Origin of the sequence: Scandinavium sp. (assembly GCF_036271055.1) — a bacterium.
Classification (GTDB): Bacteria; Pseudomonadota; Gammaproteobacteria; order Enterobacterales; family Enterobacteriaceae; genus Scandinavium.
Window position 1 is genome coordinate 22882 of record NZ_DATBBJ010000016.1, and the last position, 22288, is coordinate 45169.

Below are 22288 nucleotides of genomic sequence, written 5' to 3' on the forward strand. Positions count from 1 at the left end.
CTCGAAAAGGGTTTCAACTCTTTTCGGGCCGGAAGCTTTGTCAGAGTCGGCCTTTTTTTATTCGCTCATAACTTCAACTGCTCCCGGCCCGGATTCACACGGGAGGGTCGAGCACAGTGGAGCTTATCGAGCTGAACGAGCAGCGCTTGAATCTGATCGGGCAGGCGCAAGATTTAAATCAGCGAGCTGAAAAGGAAAAGCGCAATCTGACGTCTGAAGAAGACGCCAATTATCTGCGCTATATCAACGATGCGCGTGACTTAAAGAAGCGCATTGATCGCCAGCTGGAGCTGCGCGAGTTGGATCGCGAAGCAGCAGCGGCAGAAGCAGCGCGCTCGCGTCCCGGCGAAGCAGTCGAGCGCGCTCGCAGTGATGCTGTCGAGATGGTCCGCGACTTTCGCGGGCTGTGGATTCGCGACGTCTATCGCAGCCGCTTTCAAGCGGGGCGACTGGTCGAACACGGACTGGCGACCAAAGAGCAGCGCCGTCGTCTGTCGGCCATCGAGACTGCATTCGCGACTTATGGCTCTGAGATGCAGCGCGCCAACGACGCCTGGTGGCGGGCATTCGCACTGGGGCCGCGCGAGCTGACGCCAGAAGAGCGCTCGCTGGTCGAACGGCGCGACTTGATGATGGGCTCTGATCCGGCTGGCGGTTTCACCGTCCCACCCGAACAATTCCAAGCGACATTGATTCGCAAAATCGACGACAACGTTGTGATGCGCAAGTATGCGACCAAAGTCGTCGTCGTCAAAGCACAGGATCTCGGCGTCCCGACGCTCGAGGACAATCCGGCTGATGCTGACTGGACCAGCGAGCTGGCGACCGGCTCAGCCGACACCGCGATGGATTTTGGCAAGCGCGTATTCGCGCCGCATCCACTCGCGAAACAAATCAGAGTCAGCAAGAAACTGCTGCGCGCCAGTGCGCTCGACATCAGCGGTTTGATTGCTGATCGCTTCGCTTACAAATTCGGCGTGACTGAAGAGAAAGCGTTTCTGCTCGGCAACGGCGGGCAACAGCCGCTCGGGGTCTTCGTCGCCAGCTCGCAAGGCATCTCGACTGCGCGTGACGTCAGCACCGGCAATACTACGACTGCCATCTCAGCTGACAACTTGCGCAAAGTGAAATACTCACTCAAAGCACCGTATCGCGCCAGCGCACAGTGGATCATGCATCGTGACGTGATCGCGCAAGTGAGTCTGCTCAAAGACTCAGTCGGCCAATATCTCTGGCGTGACGGTATCCAGCTCGGTGACCCTGACATGCTGCTAGGTATGCCGGTCAACGAGAGTGAGTTTGCGCCCAATACATTCACGACCGGCCAGTATGTCGGCATACTCGGTGATTTTAGCCGTTACTGGATTGCTGACGCGCTCGACATGACCATGCAGCGCCTGGTTGAGCTGTACGCAGCCAGCAACCAGGAAGGTTTCATCATGAGACAAGAGCTGGATGGGATGCCGGTGCTCGAAGAGGCGTTTGTGCGAGTGCAGTTAGCATAACTGCTGGAGCAAAAGTGACATGCAAAATCTCGGCAAAAATTGTCAAGTCGCGTCAGTCATGAACGCGCAAACTGCTGGCTCGACTGCGGTTGACGGTACCAGCATCGACATGACTGCGTATGATGGCGTGATGTTTGTCGCGTCAGTCGGCGCGCTGACTGCCACGCAAGTGACTACTCTGCAAGCCAAAGGCTCGAACGACAACACGACTTTCAACCCGTTTACGACTAATGCGCAGACGCTCGCGATGGCTGATGCTGACAGTAACAAGCTGCTGGTGCTGGACATCTTTCGGCCGATGACGCGCTTTGTGCGCCCGACCATCAATCGCGGCACCGCCAATGCAGTGATCAACTGCGTGATCGCGATTCTCTACAACGCTGACAAGCTGCCAAGCACCGACGCGACGTCAGTCTCGCAGCACGCGACGTTTGTCTCGCCGTAACGAGGGCTAAAGTCATGCGCACGCCGCTCAAATTATTTTACCCAGTTGCGTTTGTTGGCAGTAACGGCGCCGGCACTTGCACTGCGACTGGCGTCGCGCAAGGCGACCAGATTGCAGTGATCATCGGCGCGCCGACTGCTGGCGGGGCGCTGGTCGCAGCCAAAGCTGGCGTCGACTTCGAGTCATTCGCCAGCAATGCGAATCAAATCAAGCAGCTGTCTGCGACCAATTTCAGCGCGTCGACGCTGATCGCGCTCTGCGTGCCGAACGCGCTCTGAAGAGGGCCAACTATGAAAATTCGCATCAATACCATCATGGCGCACCCGACACTTGGCACAGCAGAGCCGGGTACGATTCTCGACGTGCCAGAAGCCGACGCGCAGCCGTTGCTCGATAGCAAAGTCGCTGAGCGCGTCGAGCCAGTCAAGAAAACAGAGCGCATGGAAACCGCCAAGCTCGACGACGACGACCACGAGAACGCGATGCAAGCGTCGCATTATCGTAGTGGCAAGCCGCCAGTGCGCTAGCAGTGAGCTGAAGCAATGGCGCTAGTCACAGTGACGCGCTCGAATGTGATGCTGGTTTCGCTCGCGGATCTAAAGACGCATCTGCGAGTCGATGCATCATTCGATGACGACTACATCACGAGTGCGTATTGGGCTGCGCTGTTCGATGCTGAGAATTTCTGTCATCGCGCGCTCGTGCCGCAGACTTATCAGCTGGTGCTCGATTATTTTCCCGGCTATACCGCGCTGAATCTCGGTATCACTGCGCCAGGCTACACCCAGACATTCTCGACGGAAGTGTATTTCAGCGGCCAAGCCATGATCTTGCCACGGCCACGGCTTCAGCAAGTCGACTTCATCAAGTACATCGATCAGTTTGGCGTCGAGCAAACGCTCGACCCCGCGGTTTATGTCGTCGACAAGCTGAGCGAGCCAGCGCGCATTGCACCGATGCCAAATGAAGCATGGCCGCCAGTGCTTATCTCAGTTAGCGGCCCAGTGATGAATGCCGTCACTGTGCAGTATCAAGCTGGCTATACGCTGGCGCTGACGCTGCCGGATAACGTGACGCCAGACGAAAACGCGATTCGCGCAGCAGTGCCGACGACCATTCTGCACGCGCTCAAGATGATGGTCACGCAGCTCTACGAAGTGCGCGGCCCCGTGTTGGCTGGTCCGCGCGTCGACGCCATCGAAATTCCAATCGGGCTTGAACGGCTGCTGTATTCGCAAAAGGTGCTGTACGCAGCATGAGTACCGGCATCGAAGTACTGAATCCCGGCGAGCTGCGCCGTCGCATCACGTTTCAGTCGTTCTCGCGCGAGCAAGACGAGATGGGCGGCTTCGTCGAAGAGTGGACAGACGTGCTCTCGTGCTGGGCGAAGATTGATCCAAGAGTCGGGCGGGAAGCATTCGCAGCTGACCAGTACAACGCAGCGCTGATCACTGAAATCACGATTCGCTGGCAGCCAGGGCTCGACGAGTCAATGCGCATACTCGACGAGTACCAGCAGCAATATGACATCAAGTATTTGAGTGACGTCGAGATGCGCCATCAGCTGCTCGTGATTGGCACAGTCAAGTTGCCAGCTGACAGGAATGCAGCGTTATGAGCGTGACGATTGAATTGACGGGCGGCGAACAGCTTACAGACTATCTGGTCGAGCTGCCAGAGAAAATGATGGAGCGCGTCGTGCGCCGCAGTTTGTACGCTGGCATCTCCAAGATTCAAGACGAAGCGCGCAAAGACGCGCCAGTGCTGGCTGTGGCAGGGCAGGGTCCACATTATCCCGGCGAGTTGCGCGACAACATTCGCGTCTCGACTGGACGGCGCGGCGACGTCATGCGCGCTCGCTGTGGGATCACGCCAGAAGCGTTCTACGGTCGCTTTCTGGAATTCGGCACGCGCCACGCCCCCGCGTACCCGTTCATGCGCCCCGCAGCCGATGCAGCCAGTGGCGCAGCAGCGCAACAAGTGATCGACACGGCGACTGAGAATTGCCGCACTGAACTGGGTACGGCAGCGACATGATCGAGTCAGCGATTTTCAAGCTGTTGAATGAAGATGCGGGCGTGCAAGCGACGATTAATGGCGGGATTTGGCCGGTGCTGATGCCAGAATTCACTGAGTATCCAGCGATTAGCTATATCGTGGTCGACTCGCCGCCAGTGCAGAGCTTGGGCGAGCCGGTTGGCTTGGCCCATCCGCGCTTTCAAATCAATGCGTGGGCCAACAGTTATCTCGAAGTCAAGCAAGTAACTGACGCAGTGCGGCTGTGTCTTGATGGTTATCGCGGCGCAGTCAGCACTGACAGTGGCGTGGTCAACATCTGCGGCATCGTCTTCGAAGACGACCGCGACGCTTACGAGAAAGACACGCGCACGTTTCAAGCGAGTCGCGACTTTATCGTTTGGTATCAGCTCTAGTAGGGAGGGAAACAAATGGCAGCAGCAGTGCCAGGAGCAGCAGGCGCAGCGCCACGCACGACGACGCCAGCACAGAAGTACGCAGGGTTGGGCTCAGCGCTGATGCACGGCGACGGCGCAGCGCCCACCGAAGCGTTTACCGTAGTCCCGAGCGTCAAGACGCTAGGCGGACCCAAGACTGACAGCACCCAAATCGACACGACCACGCTCGACACGCTTGGCGGCTATGAGACGTTTGTGATGGGGCTGCTGAAGCCGGGCACGCTCGACTTTGAAGTCGTTTGGGACCCTGCTGACGTGACGCAGAGCGCAGTACGCGCTGACTTTGCGTCACGCACGCTGCGCAACTGGCAAATCGTCTGGCCCGACGTTGGCTCAACGACTTTCTCGTTTGCAGCTTACGTCAAGTCGTGGGAAACTGCGGCTGCTCCCAACACCGACATGACCATGAAAATGGTCTTGCAGCTCAGCGGGCCGATCACTGAATCCACTGGCCCTTAAACCAGTCGCGGAGAGCCAGCAGCAGAATGCTTGTGGATGTTCTCATCGGACTGACGAGTTATTTGTTGCTGGTCTTCGTACTGGTGGGGTTGTTGTGGCCGCCGCATAACTAGGAGGGGACCAAGTGTCGACACATAGTAACGGGACATACTTGACGCGCGAGCTGGCGATCACTGCTGACGATATCCAGCGCATCGATGTCTCAGTGCCAGAGTGGGGCGGGGTGATCGCTGTGCGCGTGATGACTGCCCTAGAGCGCGAGCAATACGAAACCATGCTGAACGAGCAGCAGAAGCGTGGCGAGACGTTGAACATTCGCGCGTCGCTGGTCGCGTGGTGCGCAGTCGACGCGCATGGCAAGCGCTTGTTCAGCGCCGACGATATCGCTGCGCTGTCGACCAAATCAGCTGTTGCAGTGAATCGGCTGTTCGACGCTGCGCGCATACTCAATGCGATGACCAGCGACGAAGCCAACGACATGAAAAAAAACTCCGCGCCAATTTCCAACGGCGTTTCAGCTTCAGACTAGCGCTCGCGCTGGGCATGACGCGCGCTGAATTGATGCGGCGCATGGACAGCCGCGAATTCGTCGAGTGGCAGCTGTACTACGCATTAGAGCCGTTTGGCGCTGAGCGCGACGCAGCGCACGCCGCGATTGTCGCGTCGACGGTGGCGAATTACAGCGGCTTCGCCAAAGAACCGACGCAGCCGAAAGATTTCATCGCGCGCTATGACAGAGTGGATGAAAGTGAGATGACGCCAGCACAACAGCACGAGCTGCAAGCCAAGCGCGAGCACGACTTGTATGAGGGTCTGCACGCGCTGGCGCAGCGCTCGAAGCCAGCAGGGTCGTAGCTATGGCGACGATTGCTGATCTAGTCGTCAACCTCAGCGCGAATATCGCAGAATTCAAGACCTCGATGAACGAGGCCAAGTCGTCGATTACCGACTTGCGCGACACTATCGTCGACACGTCGCACGCAGTCGCAGAATTTCTGGCTGTGCGCGAAGTAATCAGTTTCTTCAGAGAAGCGACCAACGCGACGCTGGAATGGGCGCACAGCATTGACGAGCTGTCATCCAAGACGGGTCTAACGGCGCAAGCAGCGTCCGATTTGGCAGCGAGCGCTCGCGAGCAGGGCGTGTCGCTGCAACAGCTCGACGGCTTTCTCGATGCGATCACTCGTCGCATCGTGACCAAGCCAGCAGAATTCAAAGCGTTTGGCATCGCGATTCACGACACTGTAACTGGCGGCTTGCTGCCGATGACAGTCATTGGCGACCGCGTATTAAAGACGCTTGGCGAATATATCGAGGGCAGTAATCGCGCAGCGGCTGCGACGGCGTTACTTGGCCGACAGGGACCAGAAATAGTTGCCAACTGGGAAGCGCTCAGCAAAGCGTTCGACGCCAAGAATCTCAAAGAAGCTGGCGATTATATCCGCGCGCTAGGGCTGGAAATCGATGCCAGCGGGATCGCCAAAGCCAAAGAGTGGGCCAAAGCAGAAGAGGATTTAAGACTTGCGTTTCTGGCAATCGAGAACCAAGTCGGCCAAGCGCTCTTGCCAGTCTTGAAAGATTTCGCTGACTGGATCAAAGAACACGCGAAAGATTACGACATTCAGCGCTGGTTTCTCGAATTCGCTCGGGTAACGCTGGAGCTGGCGAAAGCCATCATCGAGCTGACTCAATTTCTGATTGAACTAAAAGAATCGGGCTTCGGGCAGCTTTACAGCACAATTTCACGAGTCGTCGATGGGATGGAGGTCGGCTCGACCAAAATCCACAATTACCTGGTGGCAATGTCAGGGGTGGGACACACCGTTGCGACCAGTGCAGCGGCTGGCGCAGCCGGGGCGCACAGTGCAACTGGAGCATTAGACGAATTAACGGCGTCAATCGACAAGCAGCTGGCGCATTTGGGCGAACATACCGCCACCGTCGACAAAGCCAACAAGGGAACCAAGACTTACAGCGACTCACTCAACGTCGCTGGTGGCAACGCGATCACGACAGCTGATCGTTTTGAAAAGTTAAAGCTGAAGCTGACCAACGAGATTGACGCGCAGCAGCGCTTGGCAGTTGCAGTAACGCAGGGCAGCGTCGCGACCAAAGCAGCCAACACCGAGAACCAAATCGCCACTAACCTTTTCACGCTCTATAACGAGAAAACTGGCGAAGCCGTCAGCCGCCAGAGCGCGATGGGTCAAGCAGTCGACACGTTGACGCGCAGACTCGCTGAGCAACAAACTGCCGTCGCGACCAATACTGCGATGGCTGATCTCGGCAATCAGATTGCTGACCAGCAACAGCTGGCTGATGCGGCGCTGCACGGCGTCGCGGCGACGCAAGCTGCGACGACAGCGATCAGGGCGGAAGTTGAGATTCGTCGTCTGGCAATCGACACGCACAGCGCCAACGCTGACAAGATTCGCGAAGAGTACCAAGCGCTCGACCAGCTGACGAAGCTGACCACGACTGAAAGTGATTACAACACGCTGCAACGACAAGTCGATCAACAGAAACAGCTGGTAGGCGCTTACAGTGAGAGCACGCGCGCTGGCAAAGACTTGGCGGCGCAATTCGAGATTCAGAACAAGCTGGCTGAGCTCGGCATTCCACTGACCCGTGAGTGGGGCCAGAAATATCTGGAAATGGCAGCTGATGCGTCGCGCACCAAAGATCAGCTCGACCAGATGAAGAAACAGGCGTCAGAGAATGACCAAGCGTTCTCGTCAATGATCGACGCGACGTCGAAATTTGGCGAAGACGTCGTCGGCGCGTTTGAAAACGGCAAGAATGCGTCGAAGTCGTTCAAGCAGCAGGTGATCGATGACTTCAAGACCATGATCGATCAGATTGAGCACGACCTGTTGAAACTCCTGGTCTTTGACAAAATCAAGGCTGCGCTGGAGAACGCTGTCAACGGGACTGGACAGGGCGGCAGTGCTGGCACGGGTGGCAGTGGCGGCTTGTTTGGCGGCTTATTCGGTGGCGGTTCAACTTCGTCGTCAGACATTCAGACAGCTTCGCAGCAAACGAATATGCCGTCATCAGCGTTCGCTGGTTCGAGCTATGCGGGCGGCGGCAGTGGTCTACTCGGCTGGCTTGGCAGCTTGTTCGGTGGCGGTGGTGGCGGCGCTGCTAGTGGCGCAGCGACAGCTGGAGTAGCAGAGAGTTTCGCTGAGGGCGGAATGGTCTGGGGTCCGCGTGATGTCGTGCCGATTCTGGCGCATCGTGGCGAACAAATCATTCCAGCTAATCAAGTGGGGCGGCGCGGAATGTCGATCACGCAGAATTTCATGATTTCGACGCCCGACGCGAATTCGTTTCGCGCAGCGCACAGCCATATCGCAGCTGACGCCAATCGCGCTGCGATGGCAGCTGCGCGCCGTAGCTGAGCAAATGCCACAGCGTACTGCCAAGCCCTGCGCTCGTCCAAGCTGCTCAGCCGTCGTGCTGACTGGGCGCTATTGTGCAGCGCATCGCGTCAATTTCGAGCTGCGCCCCAACTCGCGAGCGCGCGGTTACGATCAGCACTGGCGACGCTTGCGACTCTGGCTGCTGTCGCGCGAGCCGCTGTGTCGTCGATGCAGCGCGCTTGGACTGACTGTCGCTGCGACTGACGTCGACCATATCAAGCCATTGGCTGCTGGCGGCACGCATCAGACCAGCAATCTTCAGCCACTCTGTCATCGCTGTCACTCTGAGAAGACCGCGCGAGAAGATGGCGGCTTCGGCTTCAAGAGCATAAGCAACAATGGCAAGCGCGTTTGACGAAATCCAATTCCCGCCGTCAATTTCGTTTGGCGCGACTGGCGGACCAAGATTCTCGACTGACGTGCTGATCTTGTCGAGCGGTTACGAAGCGCGCAATCAAAACTGGGCAGCTGCGCGAGCGCAATATGACATCTCGACCGGCATCAAGACCAAAGCAGATATGGATGCAGTGATCGCGTTCTTTTATGCGCGGGCTGGTCGCGCTCGAGGGTTTCGCTACAAAGACTGGAAAGACTTTCAAGCGCGAGCGCAGCCGTTGCTGAGTCTCGGCAGTAATCATTATCAGCTGGCGAAAAGTTACAGCTCGGGCGCGCAGACTTATCTGCGCACGATTGCCAAGCCAGTCTCAGCGACAGTGGTCTGTTACGTTGGCACGACGCCGACTGTGCCAAGCGCGATTGACTATACGACTGGCATCGTCACGTCGAGCGCAGCGCTGACGTCAGCTGACTTCGATTTTGACGTGCCAGTGCGTTTCGATACTGACCAGCTCGACGTCGAGATAACTGATTTCGCCACGCTCGAATTCGCGTCGATTGTACGCAAAATCCCGCTGGTTGAGGTGCGCATCGCATGAAGACTGTGCCAAGCGCGCTTGCCAGCCATCTCAGCAGTGAGCTGACGACTACTACCACGCTCTGGTTGATCACGCGGCGCGACGGTCAGCAATTTGCGTTCACCGAGCACGATCAGCCGTTGACTGTCGGTGCGATCACATACCAGCCAGGAGCGTCTTATCAAGCCACAGCGATTCGCACTGCTGACGGGATGAAACTCGACACGCTCGACGCGAAAGGCGTGTTCGATTCAGCGGCGATCACTGACGCTGATTTGCAAGCGCATCTGTATGACAGCGCGACTGTCGTCATCTCGCTGGTCAACTGGGCGTCGCCCAGCGATGGGGCAGTGCTGCTGCGCCAAGGCACGATTGGCACAGTCACGCGCAAACAGAACACTTATCAAGCTGAGCTGCGCGGCATGACAGCCAAGCTGCATAACGTGATTGGCGAGACTTTCCAGCCCGGTTGTCGCGCTGATCTGGGCGATGCGCGCTGTAAGGTCGACTTGAGGCCACTGACGCAGACTGGCGCGGTCGCTGGCGTGATTGACCAATGGAGCTTGCAAAGCAGTGGCATCAGTGGCGCGGGGCCAAGCGTCATGAGCTACACTGCGACGACCATCTCGCTCGAAAAGCCGCATTTCATTCGCGACTCGGCCGATGGCTTTCTCACCGCGCCGCACGTCTTTCATCTCGGAGATGCAGTCGAGATTTCAGGGACGCTCTACAATAACACGACGCATGGAATTCGCGGGGCTGTCTATGCTGGCGAGTTGATCACTGTCGCCAATGTCACGCCAGAGAAAGCTGGCAACTCGATCACGCTGGCAGTGACAACGCCGGGTTATTTCGATTTTGGCCTGATCAAGTGGACCAGCGGAGCGAATAACGGGCTGACGATGGATGTCAAGTCGTGGGACGGCACGAATCTGCTGAAGCTCGTGCTGCCGATGCCACACCCAATCGCGCTGGGTGACACGTTTACCATCACGCCGGGTTGTGACAAGCGCGTGCAGACGTGCGTCGCCAAATACAACAATGTCGTCAATTTTCGCGGCGAGCCATTCGTCCCTGGTCAAGACGCAGCACTCGCGTATCCCAACTCGCGGTGACGTGATGGCTGCGACTCGTGAGCAGATCGTACAGCTGGCGCGCAGCTGTCTCGGCACGCCGTTTCGTCATCAAGGGCGCGTACCAGGGCGCGGCTTGGATTGCGTCGGGCTGGTCATCTATCTGTCGAACGAGCTGCAACTGAGCGCTGCTCACTACGACTTTACTGCTTACCCGCGCTTTCCATCACAGCAGTCAGTGCAAGCTGAGCTGACTGAACATCTGGCGCGGGTAACGTTCGACGACGCGCAGCATGGCGACGTAGTACTGGTCGCAGACGATGGCAATCACAGTTGCCATGTCGGTATTTTGGCGCGCGATGCTGAGGGCAATGATCGTTTGATTCACGCTGCGGCGCGAGCACGCGCTGTCGTCGAGCAGCATATTGATCGCGCGCTGCGCCGCAAGATGCGTGCAATCTTTCGCTTTCGCATGATCACGGAGCAATGAGCCATTATGAATCTAATCGTCGTGATTTTGCTCGTCTTGCTGCTGCTCGGTGCGTTGCCGACTTGGCCGTACAGCGCGCAGTGGGGTTATTATCCAGTAAGCGGTATTGGAGTGGTGCTGGTAATACTGCTGATTTTGATTCTGCTGCGCGTGATCTAACCGAATGGCGCAAATCGTTCTCACGCTTGGCGGTGCTGCCATTGGCAGCGCTGGCGGCCCAGTTGGAATGCAAGCCGGCGCGGTGGTCGGAGCTATCGCGGGTAAATTTATTGACGCGCTGTGGATGTCTGATCCACATACGCGCCAGCCAAGCGTGCTCGATACCAGCGTGCAAGCTGCCAGCTATGGCAAGCCGATCACGAATGCGTACGGGACGATGCGACTGACCGGCGAGTTGATTTGGAGCGGCGGGATTCTCGCGCATACGACGACGACGACTGGCTCTGCTGGCTTCGGCACTGGCATGGAGGTCGACACGACGACCTACACTGGCAGCTTTGCTGTCGGGATATGCGCGGGGCCGATTAGTGGCATTCGACGACTGTGGGCAGACAAGAAGCTCTTGGTTAACTTCGCGCGTGGCAGTTACATTTATCATCTGCGCGGCGGGACGCTGCATATCTATCACGGCGACGAGAATCAGATGCCGCCAGCCGCGATGCAAGAATCGCGTGGCGTCGAGAATGTACCGGGCTTTCGCGGGCTTGCCATCGTGCTGATTCGCAATATGACGCTGACGGATTTCGCCAATCATATTCCACAAATCGAGGCTGAAGTCGTCGTGCCAGCTGGTACGCCAGCGCCACAAAGCGCGCTCGTCGTGCAGAACATGCCACGGCGCAAAGGCTTCGTCGCGGATATGCTCGACGCTGCGCGCCATGTCTACTGGTCAGTCGCGAATTCGTCGCCGCCAACATTTGGCTTAGCCAAAGTGGACGGACTGACGGGGACTATCGTCGCCAATAACCCGCTTATTCCCGTCGACACGAATATGGACGGGCAGGGTATGTACTCACTGGGAACCAACGGCGACGTTTATGTAAATAGTTACATAGTTGATTCTATACCCGGCAGCGCATATCGCGCGATTTATTATCGAGTTGACCAGAACACGTTGCAGATAAAAGCTGCGACTACCAGTGCGCATCCGGTCTGGCTTCCCGGCTTTGCGCGCAATCGTTATGGCTTCATCATCACGTCTGATCCGGGTCTCGGCGCTGCGGATTCTAACCCATTCGTCAACGTGATCGACGAATCGACGCTGGCAGTAGTCGTCGCGTCGACGCCGATGCCAGGGCGCGGCATGGCTGATATGGATGCGTCATACAACGTCTGGTATTTCGCGCAGCTCGACGATGGCAGCAGCGCGACTGGGCCAGCGATGATCTATCAGTACACTTTCACGCTCGCACCAGTTGGCAGCGGCAGTTCACAGCCGCTTGGTCAGACGCTAGTCGAAGTGGGCTCGTGGGACGTCACGTCAGCATTCACGCAAGCGCCGCAAATTCACCCGCCCGGCAATGGCATGGCGTGCATGTTTTTGCCTGATCAAAACGCGCTGCTGCTGTCAGTCGATGGCAAGACACTGGTCAAGTGGGACATCGCCACTCACAGCGTAACTGGCGCAGAAAATGATTTTGGTCATAACGGCGTGTTCTGGGGCTTGGTCGGAAGTAATGGCACTTGGCAACAAGGCGAGACGTCTGGTCAAGTCGCGTTTCCACGAGGACTCGGCGCGATCATCGTCGACACAGTTGGCTGGGAGCTGGTGCAAGACGTGACGTATGCGTCGTATATCGCGCTGAGCGGCATGAGTGGGGATGGCGTGCAGTACGACGAGGGCAACGGCTGGCTGTATGTCACGCTGACTGGCGGCTCTAGCATCATGCAAGATGGCTTCGCGCGACTCGATCTGGCGCGCGTCGATCCAAGCTATACCACGCTTGGCGCAGTCGTCTCAGACGTCTGCGAGCGCGCTGGCTATGACAGCTCTGAGCTTGACGTCTCGCAGCTCACTGACCAAGTGCGCGGCTATGCGATTGCCCGCCCGACTGATGCAACTGCGTGTCTGACGCCACTGCAAGACGGCTATTTCTTTGACGCAGTTGAGTCAGATGGCAAGCTGAAATTTATCAAGCGTGGCGCTGCGCCAAGCGTCACTGTGACCAAAGATCAGATGGGCGCGTATGAGTCGACCAGCGAGCGCCCTGACCCACTCGAAATTGGCGACGCGCCGCCCGAAGACTTACCGCTGCTGGTTGAAGTCAGCTACATCGATGAAGGGTTGTCGTATGACCGCGGCTTGCAGCTGAGTCGCCGGATCGCCAGTAACGGCATCGTGCTGCCAACGCCGAGCAGAACCAAGCGCCCAGTCGACTTGCCAGTGGTCTTTCTGCCAGCTGAAGCCAAAGCGATTGCTGACACGACGCTGGTTAGCGACTGGTACAGTCGCCAGAATTACAAATTCAGTCTCTCGCGTCAGTATCTCGCGCTCGACCCGAGCGACGTCATCGAAGTGAACAAAGACGGCGTCAACTACCCGATGCGCGTGACGCAGACAGATATCGGAGCCAACGGGCTGATTCAAGTGCAAGCGCTGGCAGACGAGCCACGCATTTATACGCCGAATGTGATTGGCATCAACGCGACTGGGCGTGGCGACTATGGCGATAGCGGCATTCTGACATCAGTCGACACGCAGCCAATCTCACCGAGTATGCTGGAGCTGTTCGACACGCCAGCGCTCAACGACAACGACGCGCGCAGCGCTGGCTTTTACATGGTCGGCGGGCCGACGCTGCCGGATCGCGCGTGGAACGGCGAATGGGTGCTGCGCTCGATTGATGGCGGCGCGTCATTCGAGCCATTCGACAGCATCGAGTCGTCAGCTGCGATTGGCTTCGCGACGACCGTCTTGCCAGTGCCGAGCGCGTGGGCGACGTGGGACACGACTTCGAGCGTGACAGTCAGCATGATCACTGGAGCTGACCAGCTCGTCAGTGCATCGAACGAGCTGGCTGTGCTGAACGGCGCGAATCTGGCGCTGCTTGGCGGCGAGCTGGTGCAATTCTCGACTGTCGTCGCGAATACTGACGGGACGTATACACTTGGCGGCGGGATGACGCGCGCTCGTCGTGGCACTGACCCTTGGCTCGCAACGCACGCAGTTGGAGAGTTATTCGTGCTGCTCGACGCGAGTCTGGTGGTTTCGATTACTGAAGATACAGGCGCGATTGGCTTACTGCGCCAATATGAAGGCGCGACGTTTGGCGACACTGTGCCGACTGCTGGTCCGACTGCATTTGCTGAGCAGGGCAATCGACTCAAACCATACGCTGTTGGGCATATCACTGGGACTCGCGACGGCAGCGCGAATCTGGCGGTCAACTGGATTCGTCGCACCCGCAGCGGCGGCGATAATTCGTGGCAGGATGGCGTCGTCGAAGTCCCGCTAGCTGAAACCAGCGAGAGCTATAGCGTCGATATCGTTGATGGCAGTGGCGTGGTCAAGCGCACGCTCAGCGCGACGACGACGACTGTCAGCTACACAGCAGCGCAGCAGACGACAGACTTTGGCTCAGCGCAGAGCGCAGTCAGCGTGCGCATCTATCAAATCAGCAGCCTGGTCGGGCGCGGCTTCGCAGCCAGCGCGACAGTATAGGAAAGAGTTATGAGCGGGACCCCGAATCTCAGTCTAGGCCATCTGCTCGCGAGCCAGAGCCAGAAAGACGTCACGGTCAACCAGTCGCTCGATGGCTTAGACCAGGCAGTGGCAGGCACGACGAGTCTCGACGTCAGCGCTGGTGGGACATTCACGCTGACGTCAGCGCAGTGGCTCAATCTGCGCTTGCTGCTGACGGGCACGCCGAGCGCCACTGTGACCATTCGTCTGCCAATCAACAAGAAAAGTTACATCGTCGACAATCACTGCGGCCAGACTGCGACAGTTGGCTATACCAGTGGGACGACCGTCAACGTCAGCGCGAGCACGATGGCGTGGCTTTATTTCGACGGGACCAATGCGTTGCTGCTGAACACAGCTGGCAGCGGTGGTGTTAGCTCGTTCAATACCCGCACTGGCGCTGTCACGCTGACCAGTGGCGACGTCACTGGAGCTGGCGGGGCGCTGCTCGCGTCGCCCACTTTTACTGGCACGCCAGCTGCGCCGACTGCGACAGCTGGCACAAACACGACGCAAGTGGCGACAACAGCTTATGTCACAGCAGCGATTGCAGCGCTGAGTGGCAGCGGACCGTATGACGTTGGCGTCTATTTGTCGGGGACGTATACCAATAGCCAGATTATCGGTGAGTATATATTTCCACGCACCGTAAACTTTCCAGCCAGCATGACCGGCAGTTACGCGCAAGCTGATACTGCGTCAAGTGGAACAGTCAGCTGCACAGTGACCAAGAACGGCACCAGCATTGGGACGGTTCAGTTTGCAGCCAGCGCTTCTGGCACATTCGTCAGTTTCAGCGCGACCACGTTTAACGCGAGCGACTTGCTGAAAATTACTGCGCCGAGTGCAGCAGACGCAGCGCTCGCTGGCGTGAAAATAACACTGGTGGGCACGCGCTAGAAAATAACATGGCAGTCGAATTACGAGCACCGACCGCGTGGGCCGGTGGAGCACAAAGCGGGACAGTCGCCAAACCAGCAGCATTGCAGACTGGCGATATGCTCGTCATCTGCGTGACGAGCGACGGGACAGCGACGATAACGGGGCCGAGCGGCTTCACGCAAGCAGTGCAAGGACACAGCACGAGCGGTACTGGCTCGACGCTCGCAGTATTCTACAAGACAGCGGGCAGTAGTGAGCCAAGCTCGTACACTTGCACCAGCAGCGACAGCTTCGCCAACATCGCAGCGTTTCCACTCTTCGAGCCGTCTGGCGCGTCAGTGATCTACGATACTGGCGCGACAGCGTTCACGCCGTCGACGACGACGATCACGTCGCCCAGCATCACGCCGAATGCTGGTGCGGATCCGTGGGAGCGGATTCTGTGTTTTTTCTTCAATCGCACTACGGGGCCAATCGTCACGCCGCAGAACTACGGGACTTATCTCGGCAATGATTCGCACTTTTCTGGCAGCACGGCGGCGCTCTCATTCTGCTGCAAGAAAGGCGTCGCGAGTGCAACGCCGAGTGCGACGTCGAATATGAGCGATAACATGCTGGCAGCACAGGTCGCGTTCTGCGCGTCGTCTGCGTCGACTGGCGCGGGACGCATGATGTCGCGCGGCGTGGTCTATAACCTCAATGGCGCGACGAGCGTCAAATTGCTGAGCGACGTCGCGGATCACGACTTGATGATCGCGCTCGCGTTCAATAATGGTCCGGTCGCCATTACCAGTCCGAGTGGCTGGACAGACCGCGCGTCGAGCATTGCCGTCAATGGCGTGTCGAGTCGAGTGAGCACGCGACCAGCGAGCGGCGACGCAGCTGCGACGTATAATTGGACGAATGGCGGCGGCAATCAGCAGACGATTATCGGCGTGTTCTTCAATCAAGACTCTGCGACAGCTGGTCCGGCGTTCGACGTCGCAGCAGTGCAAAACAACGCAGCGTCGACGTCACAAGCGACGCCGACCGTGACGACGACTCACGCCAACGATATCGTGCTGTCGTTGTTCACCTCGACGCAAACGCCGAGCGGACCTCGAGCCAGCTCAGACAGCTGGCTGACTGATACACTGGCGCTGAATTGCACGAGCAACTTCGGCCAAGCGTCGACTGGCGTCGCGCCGCAGTCTGGCGCGTCGTTCGCACTGCAAGCAGTAGCCGGAGCGTCGACAGCGAAGACTTTCACGTTATCGAGCGCTGCGAATATCTGCGCGCAAGTTGCCATCGTTAACGGTGGGGCGACAGCGACAGTCGCCAAGCAGCCGACGATAGTCGTCGCGAGTGCATAGAGGGGCGGGGATTGAGTCAGATGAAAGCGAGACTGTTAGTCGCGAGCGTGATCGCGCTGCTGCTCGTGCGAGCACTGCCAGTGCGAGCGCAGACAGTTGGCCCACCAGGTGGTAGCGGCGGTAGTGGCGCTGGTGGCGGCAGCGTGACCAGCATCACGACGAGCACTGGCTTGACTGGCGGGACTATTACCACGAGTGGCGTCATCGGGCTGGCGACGCCAGTCGCGATAGCTAATGGCGGGCTTGGCAATACGCTGGCGCCGAGCGCTGGACAAATCGCTGTCGCGCAGTCGTCGACTCTGATTCAGCCAGTCACGCTCTCTGGCGACGCCACGCTGAGCAGCGCTGGCGCGCTGATAGTCGGCAGCGTGAATGGCGTCACGCCTGGTGCATTGTTTCCATTAAATGTCGGTAGCGGACTGGCTGCCAGTCTCGGCAATCTGAATCTCGCGCTGTCGGGTGGCGGCTGCACTGCTGGTCAGTTCGTGCAAGCGATCAACGCCAGTGGCGCTGCGACTTGCGCGACGCCGGGTGGTGGGACTGGCTTTCCCGGCGGTTCGCCGCCACAGCTGGCTGGCTTCTCGGCGCTGAATACGTCTGAAGCTGAAACGCTCTCGGGCGACGCGACGCTGAGCCGTGCTGGCTCGAATTCATACGCGATTGCAGTCAGCAAGACCAATGGCTCTGCGTTTACTGCACTCGCAACAGCCAGCATTCCGTTGAGCATTGCGAATGGCGGGCGCGGCGCGAGCACAGCGCCGACAGCGGGGCAGCTCGAGGTCGCGCAGTCAGCCAGCGCGTTTGCGCCAGTCACGCTCTCTGGCGATTGCAGCATAACCAGCGCTGGTGTGATTACGTGCAGCAAGACCAATGGCACTGCGTTTACGACGCTGGCGACAGCGACAGTGCCAGTGAGTGTCGCCAATGGAGGCAATGGCACGAGCACAGCGCCGAGCGCTGGACAGCTGCCAATCGCGCAGTCAGCGACCAGCTACGCGCCACAAACTCTGTCGGGTGACGCGAGCGTCACGAGCACTGGCGTCGTGACTGTCCTCAAGACGAATGGCAGTGCGTTTACTGCGCTGGCAACAGCCAGTTTGCCGTTGAGCATCGCGAATGGTGGGCGCGGCGCGAGCACAGCGCCGACAGCGGGGCAGCTCGACGTCGCGCAATCAGCCAGCGCGTTTGCACCAGTCACGCTCTCTGGCGATTGCACGATAACCAGCGCTGGTGCGATTACGTGCAGCAAAACCAATGGCACTGCGTTTACTGCGCTGGCGACAGCGACAGTGCCAGTGAGTGTCGCCAATGGCGGCAATGGGACGAGCACAGCGCCGAGCGCTGGACAGCTGCCAATCGCGCAGTCAGCGACCAGCTACGCGCCACAAACTCTGTCGGGTGACGCGAGCGTCACTAACGCTGGCGTCGTGACAGTGAGCAAGACTAGCGGGACAGCGTTCGGCGCGCTGGCGACGCTCAACGTGGGTACTGGCTTGGTTTCGAGCACCGGCAATCTGAATCTTAATATCACTGGTGGCGGCTGTACGCCTGGCAATTTCGTGTCGAGCATCACTGGCGCTGGCATAGCGACTTGCGCGACGCCGAGCGCTGGCGCACCGGCAACCAATCCAGCCGGTGGGCAGAACAACTACGCCCCGATCAATATGCCAGTGCTGACGACTGCGAGCAGTGGCCCCACGCTGACGCTCAATGGCGGCTCGTTTTTGCCGGTCATGTATCTTGGCTCGTCGACGCAACCGTGGGGTGCAGTCGAGTCGACTGTTGCTGGCGCAGCGGATCTATCTGGCGGCGCGCATTACAATGGCTCAGCGTTTATCGCTGACGCCACGTCAGCTGAGATTTTGCGGCTGACCACTAATGGTTTCAACTTCTTTCAGAATGCCAGTTTGACTGCTGGCGTCAGCTTCGGCCCGACGCTGGTTGGTACGCTCGACTCGACTGGCATCAATCTGCCAACTGGCGCGACTTACAAAATCAATGGCGTGGCGCTGAGCGGCGGGCTGACCAGCATCGTTGCTGGCACTGGCTTGACGGGCGGGACTATCACGACGAGTGGCGGGACTATCGCGCTGGCGACGCCAGTCTCGATTGCCAACGGCGGAAGTGGTTCGACGACTGCGCCGAGCATCGGCCAACTTGAGGTCGCCAGTTCTGCCACGGCGTTTACGCCAGTGACGATGAGCGGCGACGCGACGCTGACCAGTGCTGGCGTGATCACTGTGACCAAACTCAACAATGTCAGTCCGGGCGCGCTCTATGCGCTCAACGTGGGCAGCGGACTGGCGTCTGCGACTGGCAACTTAAATCTCGCGTTGTCGGGTGGCGGCTGCACGGGCGGTCAATTCGTGCAGACGATTTCCGCGGCTGGCGCAGCGACTTGCGCGTCGCCGCCCGCAGGAGGGAACAGCTATCCAAGCGGCTCGCCGCCGCAGTTTGGTGGTTTCTCAGCAGTCAATACAGCTGAAGCTGAGACGCTTTCCGGCGATGCGACTTTGACGCGAGCTGGAGCTAACTCTTACAGCATCGCAGTAACCAAGACGGGCGGGACCAGTTTCAGCGCGCTGGCGACTGCCAGCATTCCACTCTCTGTGGCGAACGGCGGCGAGGGCACGAGCACTGCGCCGAGCGCTGGGCAATTTCGCGTCGCAGCGTCAGCTACCAGTGTCCCGCCGGTCACTATGTCTGGCGACTGTCTATTGTCGTCGACTGGAGCAATTACTTGCACTAAGACGAATGGCGCTGCGTTTGGTACGCTGGCGACTGCGGCGACGCCACTCGCGATCAGTAATGGCGGCACTGGCAATACTACTGCGCCCACTGCTGGGCAACTATTAATCGCAACATCTGCCAGCGCTTATGCACCTGCGACGATGTCTGGCGACGCGACTATAAATAGTACTGGGGTGATCACAGTCGCCAAAGTCTCTGGTCAAGCAGGGCCATTTGCAGTGCAAACCAACGTAGTTGGCGGGCAGAACAACTACGCTGCGATAAACAATCCGGCTTTCACCGGGGCTATTCTTAACGTCACCGGAACGATAAGCGACAGCTCTGGCATACTCGACCTTCGGGACTCGACTAATACACAAGACTCGGTGTTTCTTTCCAATGCCTCGGGCATCCGTCATTGGGCTCTACAAGAAACCATCGGGGCCAGTGGCGCACTCGCCCAAATTGTTATCAAAAATATGTTCAACACTCTTACGCCGTTTAATATCCAGACTAATGCTTATGATAACGAAGTTAGTATTAACAGCGGTGGGTTGCAGATCAGCGTTAACGGGGCGACGACTTCCGGCCGGCTCGTACTGTATGGCAAGACCAGCGGCTACGAGGCCATTCGCGTCCCGGATGTCACTCCCGGAGGCGATTTGGTTCTGCCGGCTACGGCCGGAGCAAACGGTAGTCCTCTAGTAACTGACGGATCGGGTAATACTTCGTGGGGTGGCAGTATCACACTAACTGATACGACGAACAGTGCCGTATATTTCGGCTCAAAGACTTCTCCAGTCGGCGCGCTAACCGCGAATGGCGGTAATATCGATATGGTAGACGGGGCATATTGGAATGGTGCTTGGACAGCGACGGCGGCTACTGCCAGTATTATTGTAACGTCTGGTAATACAGTAGCTTTCTACGGTAATAGCGGCCTGACTGCCGGAAGTTCTTATTCTCCGACCGTACAAGGCTCGGTTAATCCAACCGGATTTAATTTCCAGAATAGCGGTCATATCGGGTGTACGGGTGGCGTCCCGACCGCTTCTTCAGGAGCGCTGAATGGTTGCGACGGTTGGGGGTATATCGGCGGCGTCACGACGCCGGTTACTCTGACGTTTTCACATGCCTTTTCCAACAACGTTATGTGCAACGTCAATGGCGCCGGCCAGGCGGCGCTGTGGTACGTTGCAAATCAGAGCACTAGTTCGATCCAGTTTGTTTGCGTCCAACCTTCCACTGGTGCTGCCTGCACAGGGACCATAAACGTGACTTATCACTGTTTTTCGACAGGGGCGCCATGAGAAAACTAATAATCATACTAATCTTGGCTGTCGCGACTGGCGTCTATGCGCAACAACAATCGACGCCAGTGGCGACGCCATCTATCGAGAGCCAGCTGCAAGAAGTTGGCTGCAAAGCTGAACGCCAGGCTGCTGCGGCGACCATCGTCGAGCTGCAAAAGCAACTGGCGCAACTGCGCGACCAGCTAACTGCTGCGCAGCAGTCCAATAGTAAGTCGAATGAGAAGGGCAAAAAATGAAAAGACTGGCTCTGCTGGCGCTGGTGCTCGTCGTCGTAGTCACTGCCAGTCGCGCGCTCGCGCAGAATAGTGTGCCAGTGATCGGCTCTGCTACAGCAGAAGGCGCGCATCGGTACAATGGATTGACGTTGTTCACAGTCTCAGTTAACTGGGCAACTGCGTCGACGCCACGCTATTTGATGGTCTTTGACTCGACGACCCTGCCGACCAATGGCTCAACGACTTCGTGCTCGGCCGGTTATATGAATGGCTGTCTGCGCTGGTGCGGCTTTATGCCGAATTCGACGCTCGCGCCAGCCATGCAAAGCTATGACTGGACAGTGCACCCGTTGCCAACCATGTTTGGCGTCGCGCTGGCAGTCTCGACTGGCACGAGCTGCGGCACGCTGACGATTGATGGCAACAATGATTATTTTTATGCGCAAGTCAAATAGTCAGTGAGTATTCGAGCCGAGTCAGCGCCAGCGCGCTGCGTCATGACTGCTGGTTAATTCGCTGAGGAGAAAACGGTCCCCCCGGCCCTAAGCGTGGTTGAAGCCAGCAGCGCAAAGCCAGCGCAAACTGCGCGCGAAACTCGGCTCGATTTAATTTTTTTGACAGTTTGTGCTTTGTCCCTTGACAACTCGTCAGGTCGTTTGGTACTAGCAAACGCTGCAGGCGTCACCGCAAATCTTAGAGACTGTTTGCTCAGCTACGGCAGTCTGGGAGGCTACAAGGCAGCAATCCGCTATGGCCTATTCAAGCGAGCGCGTCGCACGCGCAATCGACATTCTCGATAGACTGACCAGAATAATTCAGTTGCACCAGGGCTTCGTTCAAGCGGGCCGCTGGAATCTGGCGTGGGAAGTCCCGATACAAATTGACTCGTTATTAAGCGAGTGGCGCGACTTGAACGGGGCTGTGACTGACCCGCCAAGCGTGTCGCTTGACACACTATTTGAGCGACCGCGCGCCATCAAAGAATTGAATGATCTCGCGCAAGACGACTTACGCAGCAGAGCCAAAGTAGTCAACGCGCTGCTGGGCTTGAAAACCAAGCCAGAGCGTGCAGCTGCTCGCGCCGCGCCCAAGCCACAGGACCCGCTCGACTTTGCAGGAGCACTCAAATTCTTAAACTGCGCAGAGCACTGGTTGAAACACAATCAAGCGACAGTGGGCGGACTCAAACAAGGGCAGCGCTGGGTCTTTCCAGTCTTCAAGCTGCGCGAATATCTAGCTCAGACCAAGTAAGACCGCCTGTCTGTCGCTTAGTCTGCTTTTGGTTTATAATGCTCGTCGAGGTGTACGAGCAATGAAGCAGAAAGATAAAAC

The 22288-nt window shown here is 58.0% G+C and carries 25 protein-coding genes; 24 read left to right on the top strand and 1 reads right to left on the bottom strand.

The features are described 5' to 3' along the window. Positions 1-146 precede the first annotated feature (146 nt). The 12 genes from VH187_RS01575 (at position 147) to VH187_RS01630 (ending at position 8284) form a co-directional block, all read left to right on the top strand. Entirely contained in the window at positions 147-1505 is a 1359-nt protein-coding gene (locus VH187_RS01575; RefSeq protein WP_329699743.1) for a phage major capsid protein, read from the top strand. A 58-nt stretch (positions 1506-1563) separates the two neighbouring features. Beyond that, the gene (locus VH187_RS01580) at positions 1564-1950 is read left to right on the top strand and encodes a hypothetical protein (protein ID WP_329699744.1); all 387 of its coding nucleotides are present in this window, start codon (positions 1564-1566) and stop codon (positions 1948-1950) included. Between the two features lie 14 nt (positions 1951-1964). Next, positions 1965-2228, top strand: coding sequence for a hypothetical protein (locus VH187_RS01585; protein WP_329699745.1), 264 nt, complete (start codon positions 1965-1967; stop codon positions 2226-2228). A 12-nt stretch (positions 2229-2240) separates the two neighbouring features. Continuing rightward, entirely contained in the window at positions 2241-2477 is a 237-nt protein-coding gene (locus tag VH187_RS01590; RefSeq protein WP_329699746.1) for a hypothetical protein, read from the top strand. Between the two features lie 15 nt (positions 2478-2492). Next, positions 2493-3209, top strand: coding sequence for a head-tail connector protein (locus VH187_RS01595; protein ID WP_329699747.1), 717 nt, complete (start codon positions 2493-2495; stop codon positions 3207-3209). Then, positions 3206-3568, top strand: a complete 363-nt coding sequence (locus tag VH187_RS01600; RefSeq protein WP_329699748.1) for a phage head closure protein — start codon at positions 3206-3208, stop codon at positions 3566-3568. The genes VH187_RS01595 and VH187_RS01600 overlap by 4 nt, the downstream gene beginning before the upstream one ends. Further along, positions 3565-3987 (top strand): HK97-gp10 family putative phage morphogenesis protein, encoded by a 423-nt coding sequence (locus VH187_RS01605; protein ID WP_329699749.1) that lies wholly within the window; start codon positions 3565-3567, stop codon positions 3985-3987. The genes VH187_RS01600 and VH187_RS01605 overlap by 4 nt, the downstream gene beginning before the upstream one ends. Beyond that, complete coding sequence (gene gp17, locus VH187_RS01610; RefSeq protein WP_329699750.1) at positions 3984-4382, top strand: tail completion protein gp17; 399 nt, start codon at positions 3984-3986, stop codon at positions 4380-4382. Before VH187_RS01605 ends, gp17 begins: the two co-directional genes overlap by 4 nt. Before the next feature lie 15 nt (positions 4383-4397). Beyond that, positions 4398-4883 (top strand): phage tail tube protein, encoded by a 486-nt coding sequence (locus VH187_RS01615; RefSeq protein ID WP_329699751.1) that lies wholly within the window; start codon positions 4398-4400, stop codon positions 4881-4883. Between the two features lie 124 nt (positions 4884-5007). Then, complete coding sequence (locus VH187_RS01620; RefSeq protein ID WP_329699752.1) at positions 5008-5412, top strand: hypothetical protein; 405 nt, start codon at positions 5008-5010, stop codon at positions 5410-5412. A gap of 14 nt (positions 5413-5426) precedes the next feature. Further along, positions 5427-5738 carry a phage tail assembly protein T gene (locus tag VH187_RS01625; RefSeq protein WP_329699753.1) on the top strand — a complete coding sequence of 104 codons (312 nt, stop codon included), beginning with the start codon at positions 5427-5429 and terminating at the stop codon, positions 5736-5738. A 2-nt stretch (positions 5739-5740) separates the two neighbouring features. Continuing rightward, complete coding sequence (locus tag VH187_RS01630; RefSeq protein WP_329699754.1) at positions 5741-8284, top strand: hypothetical protein; 2544 nt, start codon at positions 5741-5743, stop codon at positions 8282-8284. 46 nt (positions 8285-8330) lie between these two features. Here VH187_RS01630 and VH187_RS01635 read toward each other — a convergent pair whose 3' ends face one another. Next, entirely contained in the window at positions 8331-8579 is a 249-nt protein-coding gene (locus VH187_RS01635; RefSeq protein ID WP_329699755.1) for a hypothetical protein, read from the bottom strand. On the opposite strand from VH187_RS01635, the gene VH187_RS23425 reads away from it, so the two are divergent. The 12 genes from VH187_RS23425 (at position 8520) to VH187_RS01690 (ending at position 22207) form a co-directional block, all read left to right on the top strand. Then, complete coding sequence (locus VH187_RS23425) at positions 8520-8660, top strand: HNH endonuclease (RefSeq protein WP_414713895.1); 141 nt, start codon at positions 8520-8522, stop codon at positions 8658-8660. The genes VH187_RS01635 and VH187_RS23425 overlap by 60 nt on opposite strands. Further along, the gene (locus tag VH187_RS01640; protein WP_329699756.1) at positions 8644-9240 is read left to right on the top strand and encodes a DUF2460 domain-containing protein; all 597 of its coding nucleotides are present in this window, start codon (positions 8644-8646) and stop codon (positions 9238-9240) included. The genes VH187_RS23425 and VH187_RS01640 overlap by 17 nt, the downstream gene beginning before the upstream one ends. Continuing rightward, positions 9237-10334, top strand: coding sequence for a DUF2163 domain-containing protein (locus VH187_RS01645; protein WP_329699757.1), 1098 nt, complete (start codon positions 9237-9239; stop codon positions 10332-10334). The genes VH187_RS01640 and VH187_RS01645 overlap by 4 nt, the downstream gene beginning before the upstream one ends. A 4-nt stretch (positions 10335-10338) precedes the next feature. Next, on the top strand, positions 10339-10782 hold the full coding sequence (locus tag VH187_RS01650; protein WP_329699758.1) for a C40 family peptidase: 444 nt from the start codon (positions 10339-10341) through the stop codon (positions 10780-10782). A gap of 6 nt (positions 10783-10788) precedes the next feature. Further along, positions 10789-10941, top strand: coding sequence for a DUF3309 family protein (locus tag VH187_RS01655; protein WP_329699759.1), 153 nt, complete (start codon positions 10789-10791; stop codon positions 10939-10941). 4 nt (positions 10942-10945) lie between these two features. After that, positions 10946-14443 (top strand): phage tail protein, encoded by a 3498-nt coding sequence (locus tag VH187_RS01660; RefSeq protein WP_329699760.1) that lies wholly within the window; start codon positions 10946-10948, stop codon positions 14441-14443. Between the two features lie 9 nt (positions 14444-14452). Beyond that, on the top strand, positions 14453-15364 hold the full coding sequence (locus VH187_RS01665; protein WP_329699761.1) for a hypothetical protein: 912 nt from the start codon (positions 14453-14455) through the stop codon (positions 15362-15364). 167 nt (positions 15365-15531) lie between these two features. Continuing rightward, positions 15532-16698, top strand: coding sequence for a hypothetical protein (locus VH187_RS01670; RefSeq protein ID WP_329699762.1), 1167 nt, complete (start codon positions 15532-15534; stop codon positions 16696-16698). A 20-nt stretch (positions 16699-16718) separates the two neighbouring features. Beyond that, positions 16719-20738 carry a beta strand repeat-containing protein gene (locus tag VH187_RS01675; protein WP_329699763.1) on the top strand — a complete coding sequence of 1340 codons (4020 nt, stop codon included), beginning with the start codon at positions 16719-16721 and terminating at the stop codon, positions 20736-20738. Further along, positions 20735-20977, top strand: coding sequence for a hypothetical protein (locus tag VH187_RS01680; protein WP_329699764.1), 243 nt, complete (start codon positions 20735-20737; stop codon positions 20975-20977). The genes VH187_RS01675 and VH187_RS01680 overlap by 4 nt, the downstream gene beginning before the upstream one ends. Then, positions 20974-21411 carry a hypothetical protein gene (locus tag VH187_RS01685; RefSeq protein ID WP_329699765.1) on the top strand — a complete coding sequence of 146 codons (438 nt, stop codon included), beginning with the start codon at positions 20974-20976 and terminating at the stop codon, positions 21409-21411. Before VH187_RS01680 ends, VH187_RS01685 begins: the two co-directional genes overlap by 4 nt. Before the next feature lie 295 nt (positions 21412-21706). Further along, on the top strand, positions 21707-22207 hold the full coding sequence (locus tag VH187_RS01690) for a hypothetical protein (protein ID WP_329699766.1): 501 nt from the start codon (positions 21707-21709) through the stop codon (positions 22205-22207). Positions 22208-22288 lie beyond the last annotated feature (81 nt).

Bases quoted from the DNA above. Each gene is read 5' to 3' on its own strand.
- VH187_RS01615 (WP_329699751.1), top strand. From the start codon at position 4,398: ATGGCAGCAGCAGTGCCAGGAGCAGCAGGCGCAGCGCCACGCACGACG.
- VH187_RS01590 (WP_329699746.1), top strand. From the start codon at position 2,241: ATGAAAATTCGCATCAATACCATCATGGCGCACCCGACACTTGGCACA.
- VH187_RS01640 (WP_329699756.1), top strand. From the start codon at position 8,644: ATGGCAAGCGCGTTTGACGAAATCCAATTCCCGCCGTCAATTTCGTTT.
- VH187_RS01680 (WP_329699764.1), top strand. From the start codon at position 20,735: ATGAGAAAACTAATAATCATACTAATCTTGGCTGTCGCGACTGGCGTC.
- VH187_RS01675 (WP_329699763.1), top strand. From the start codon at position 16,719: ATGAAAGCGAGACTGTTAGTCGCGAGCGTGATCGCGCTGCTGCTCGTG.
- VH187_RS01600 (WP_329699748.1), top strand. From the start codon at position 3,206: ATGAGTACCGGCATCGAAGTACTGAATCCCGGCGAGCTGCGCCGTCGC.
- gp17 (WP_329699750.1), top strand. From the start codon at position 3,984: ATGATCGAGTCAGCGATTTTCAAGCTGTTGAATGAAGATGCGGGCGTG.
- VH187_RS01645 (WP_329699757.1), top strand. From the start codon at position 9,237: ATGAAGACTGTGCCAAGCGCGCTTGCCAGCCATCTCAGCAGTGAGCTG.
- VH187_RS01625 (WP_329699753.1), top strand. From the start codon at position 5,427: ATGACGCGCGCTGAATTGATGCGGCGCATGGACAGCCGCGAATTCGTC.
- VH187_RS01685 (WP_329699765.1), top strand. From the start codon at position 20,974: ATGAAAAGACTGGCTCTGCTGGCGCTGGTGCTCGTCGTCGTAGTCACT.
- VH187_RS01580 (WP_329699744.1), top strand. From the start codon at position 1,564: ATGAACGCGCAAACTGCTGGCTCGACTGCGGTTGACGGTACCAGCATC.
- VH187_RS01605 (WP_329699749.1), top strand. From the start codon at position 3,565: ATGAGCGTGACGATTGAATTGACGGGCGGCGAACAGCTTACAGACTAT.
- VH187_RS01585 (WP_329699745.1), top strand. From the start codon at position 1,965: ATGCGCACGCCGCTCAAATTATTTTACCCAGTTGCGTTTGTTGGCAGT.
- VH187_RS01655 (WP_329699759.1), top strand. From the start codon at position 10,789: ATGAATCTAATCGTCGTGATTTTGCTCGTCTTGCTGCTGCTCGGTGCG.
- VH187_RS01660 (WP_329699760.1), top strand. From the start codon at position 10,946: ATGGCGCAAATCGTTCTCACGCTTGGCGGTGCTGCCATTGGCAGCGCT.
- VH187_RS01690 (WP_329699766.1), top strand. From the start codon at position 21,707: ATGGCCTATTCAAGCGAGCGCGTCGCACGCGCAATCGACATTCTCGAT.
- VH187_RS01665 (WP_329699761.1), top strand. From the start codon at position 14,453: ATGAGCGGGACCCCGAATCTCAGTCTAGGCCATCTGCTCGCGAGCCAG.
- VH187_RS01635 (WP_329699755.1), bottom strand. From the start codon at position 8,579: ATGACAGAGTGGCTGAAGATTGCTGGTCTGATGCGTGCCGCCAGCAGC.
- VH187_RS01595 (WP_329699747.1), top strand. From the start codon at position 2,493: ATGGCGCTAGTCACAGTGACGCGCTCGAATGTGATGCTGGTTTCGCTC.
- VH187_RS01650 (WP_329699758.1), top strand. From the start codon at position 10,339: ATGGCTGCGACTCGTGAGCAGATCGTACAGCTGGCGCGCAGCTGTCTC.
- VH187_RS01630 (WP_329699754.1), top strand. From the start codon at position 5,741: ATGGCGACGATTGCTGATCTAGTCGTCAACCTCAGCGCGAATATCGCA.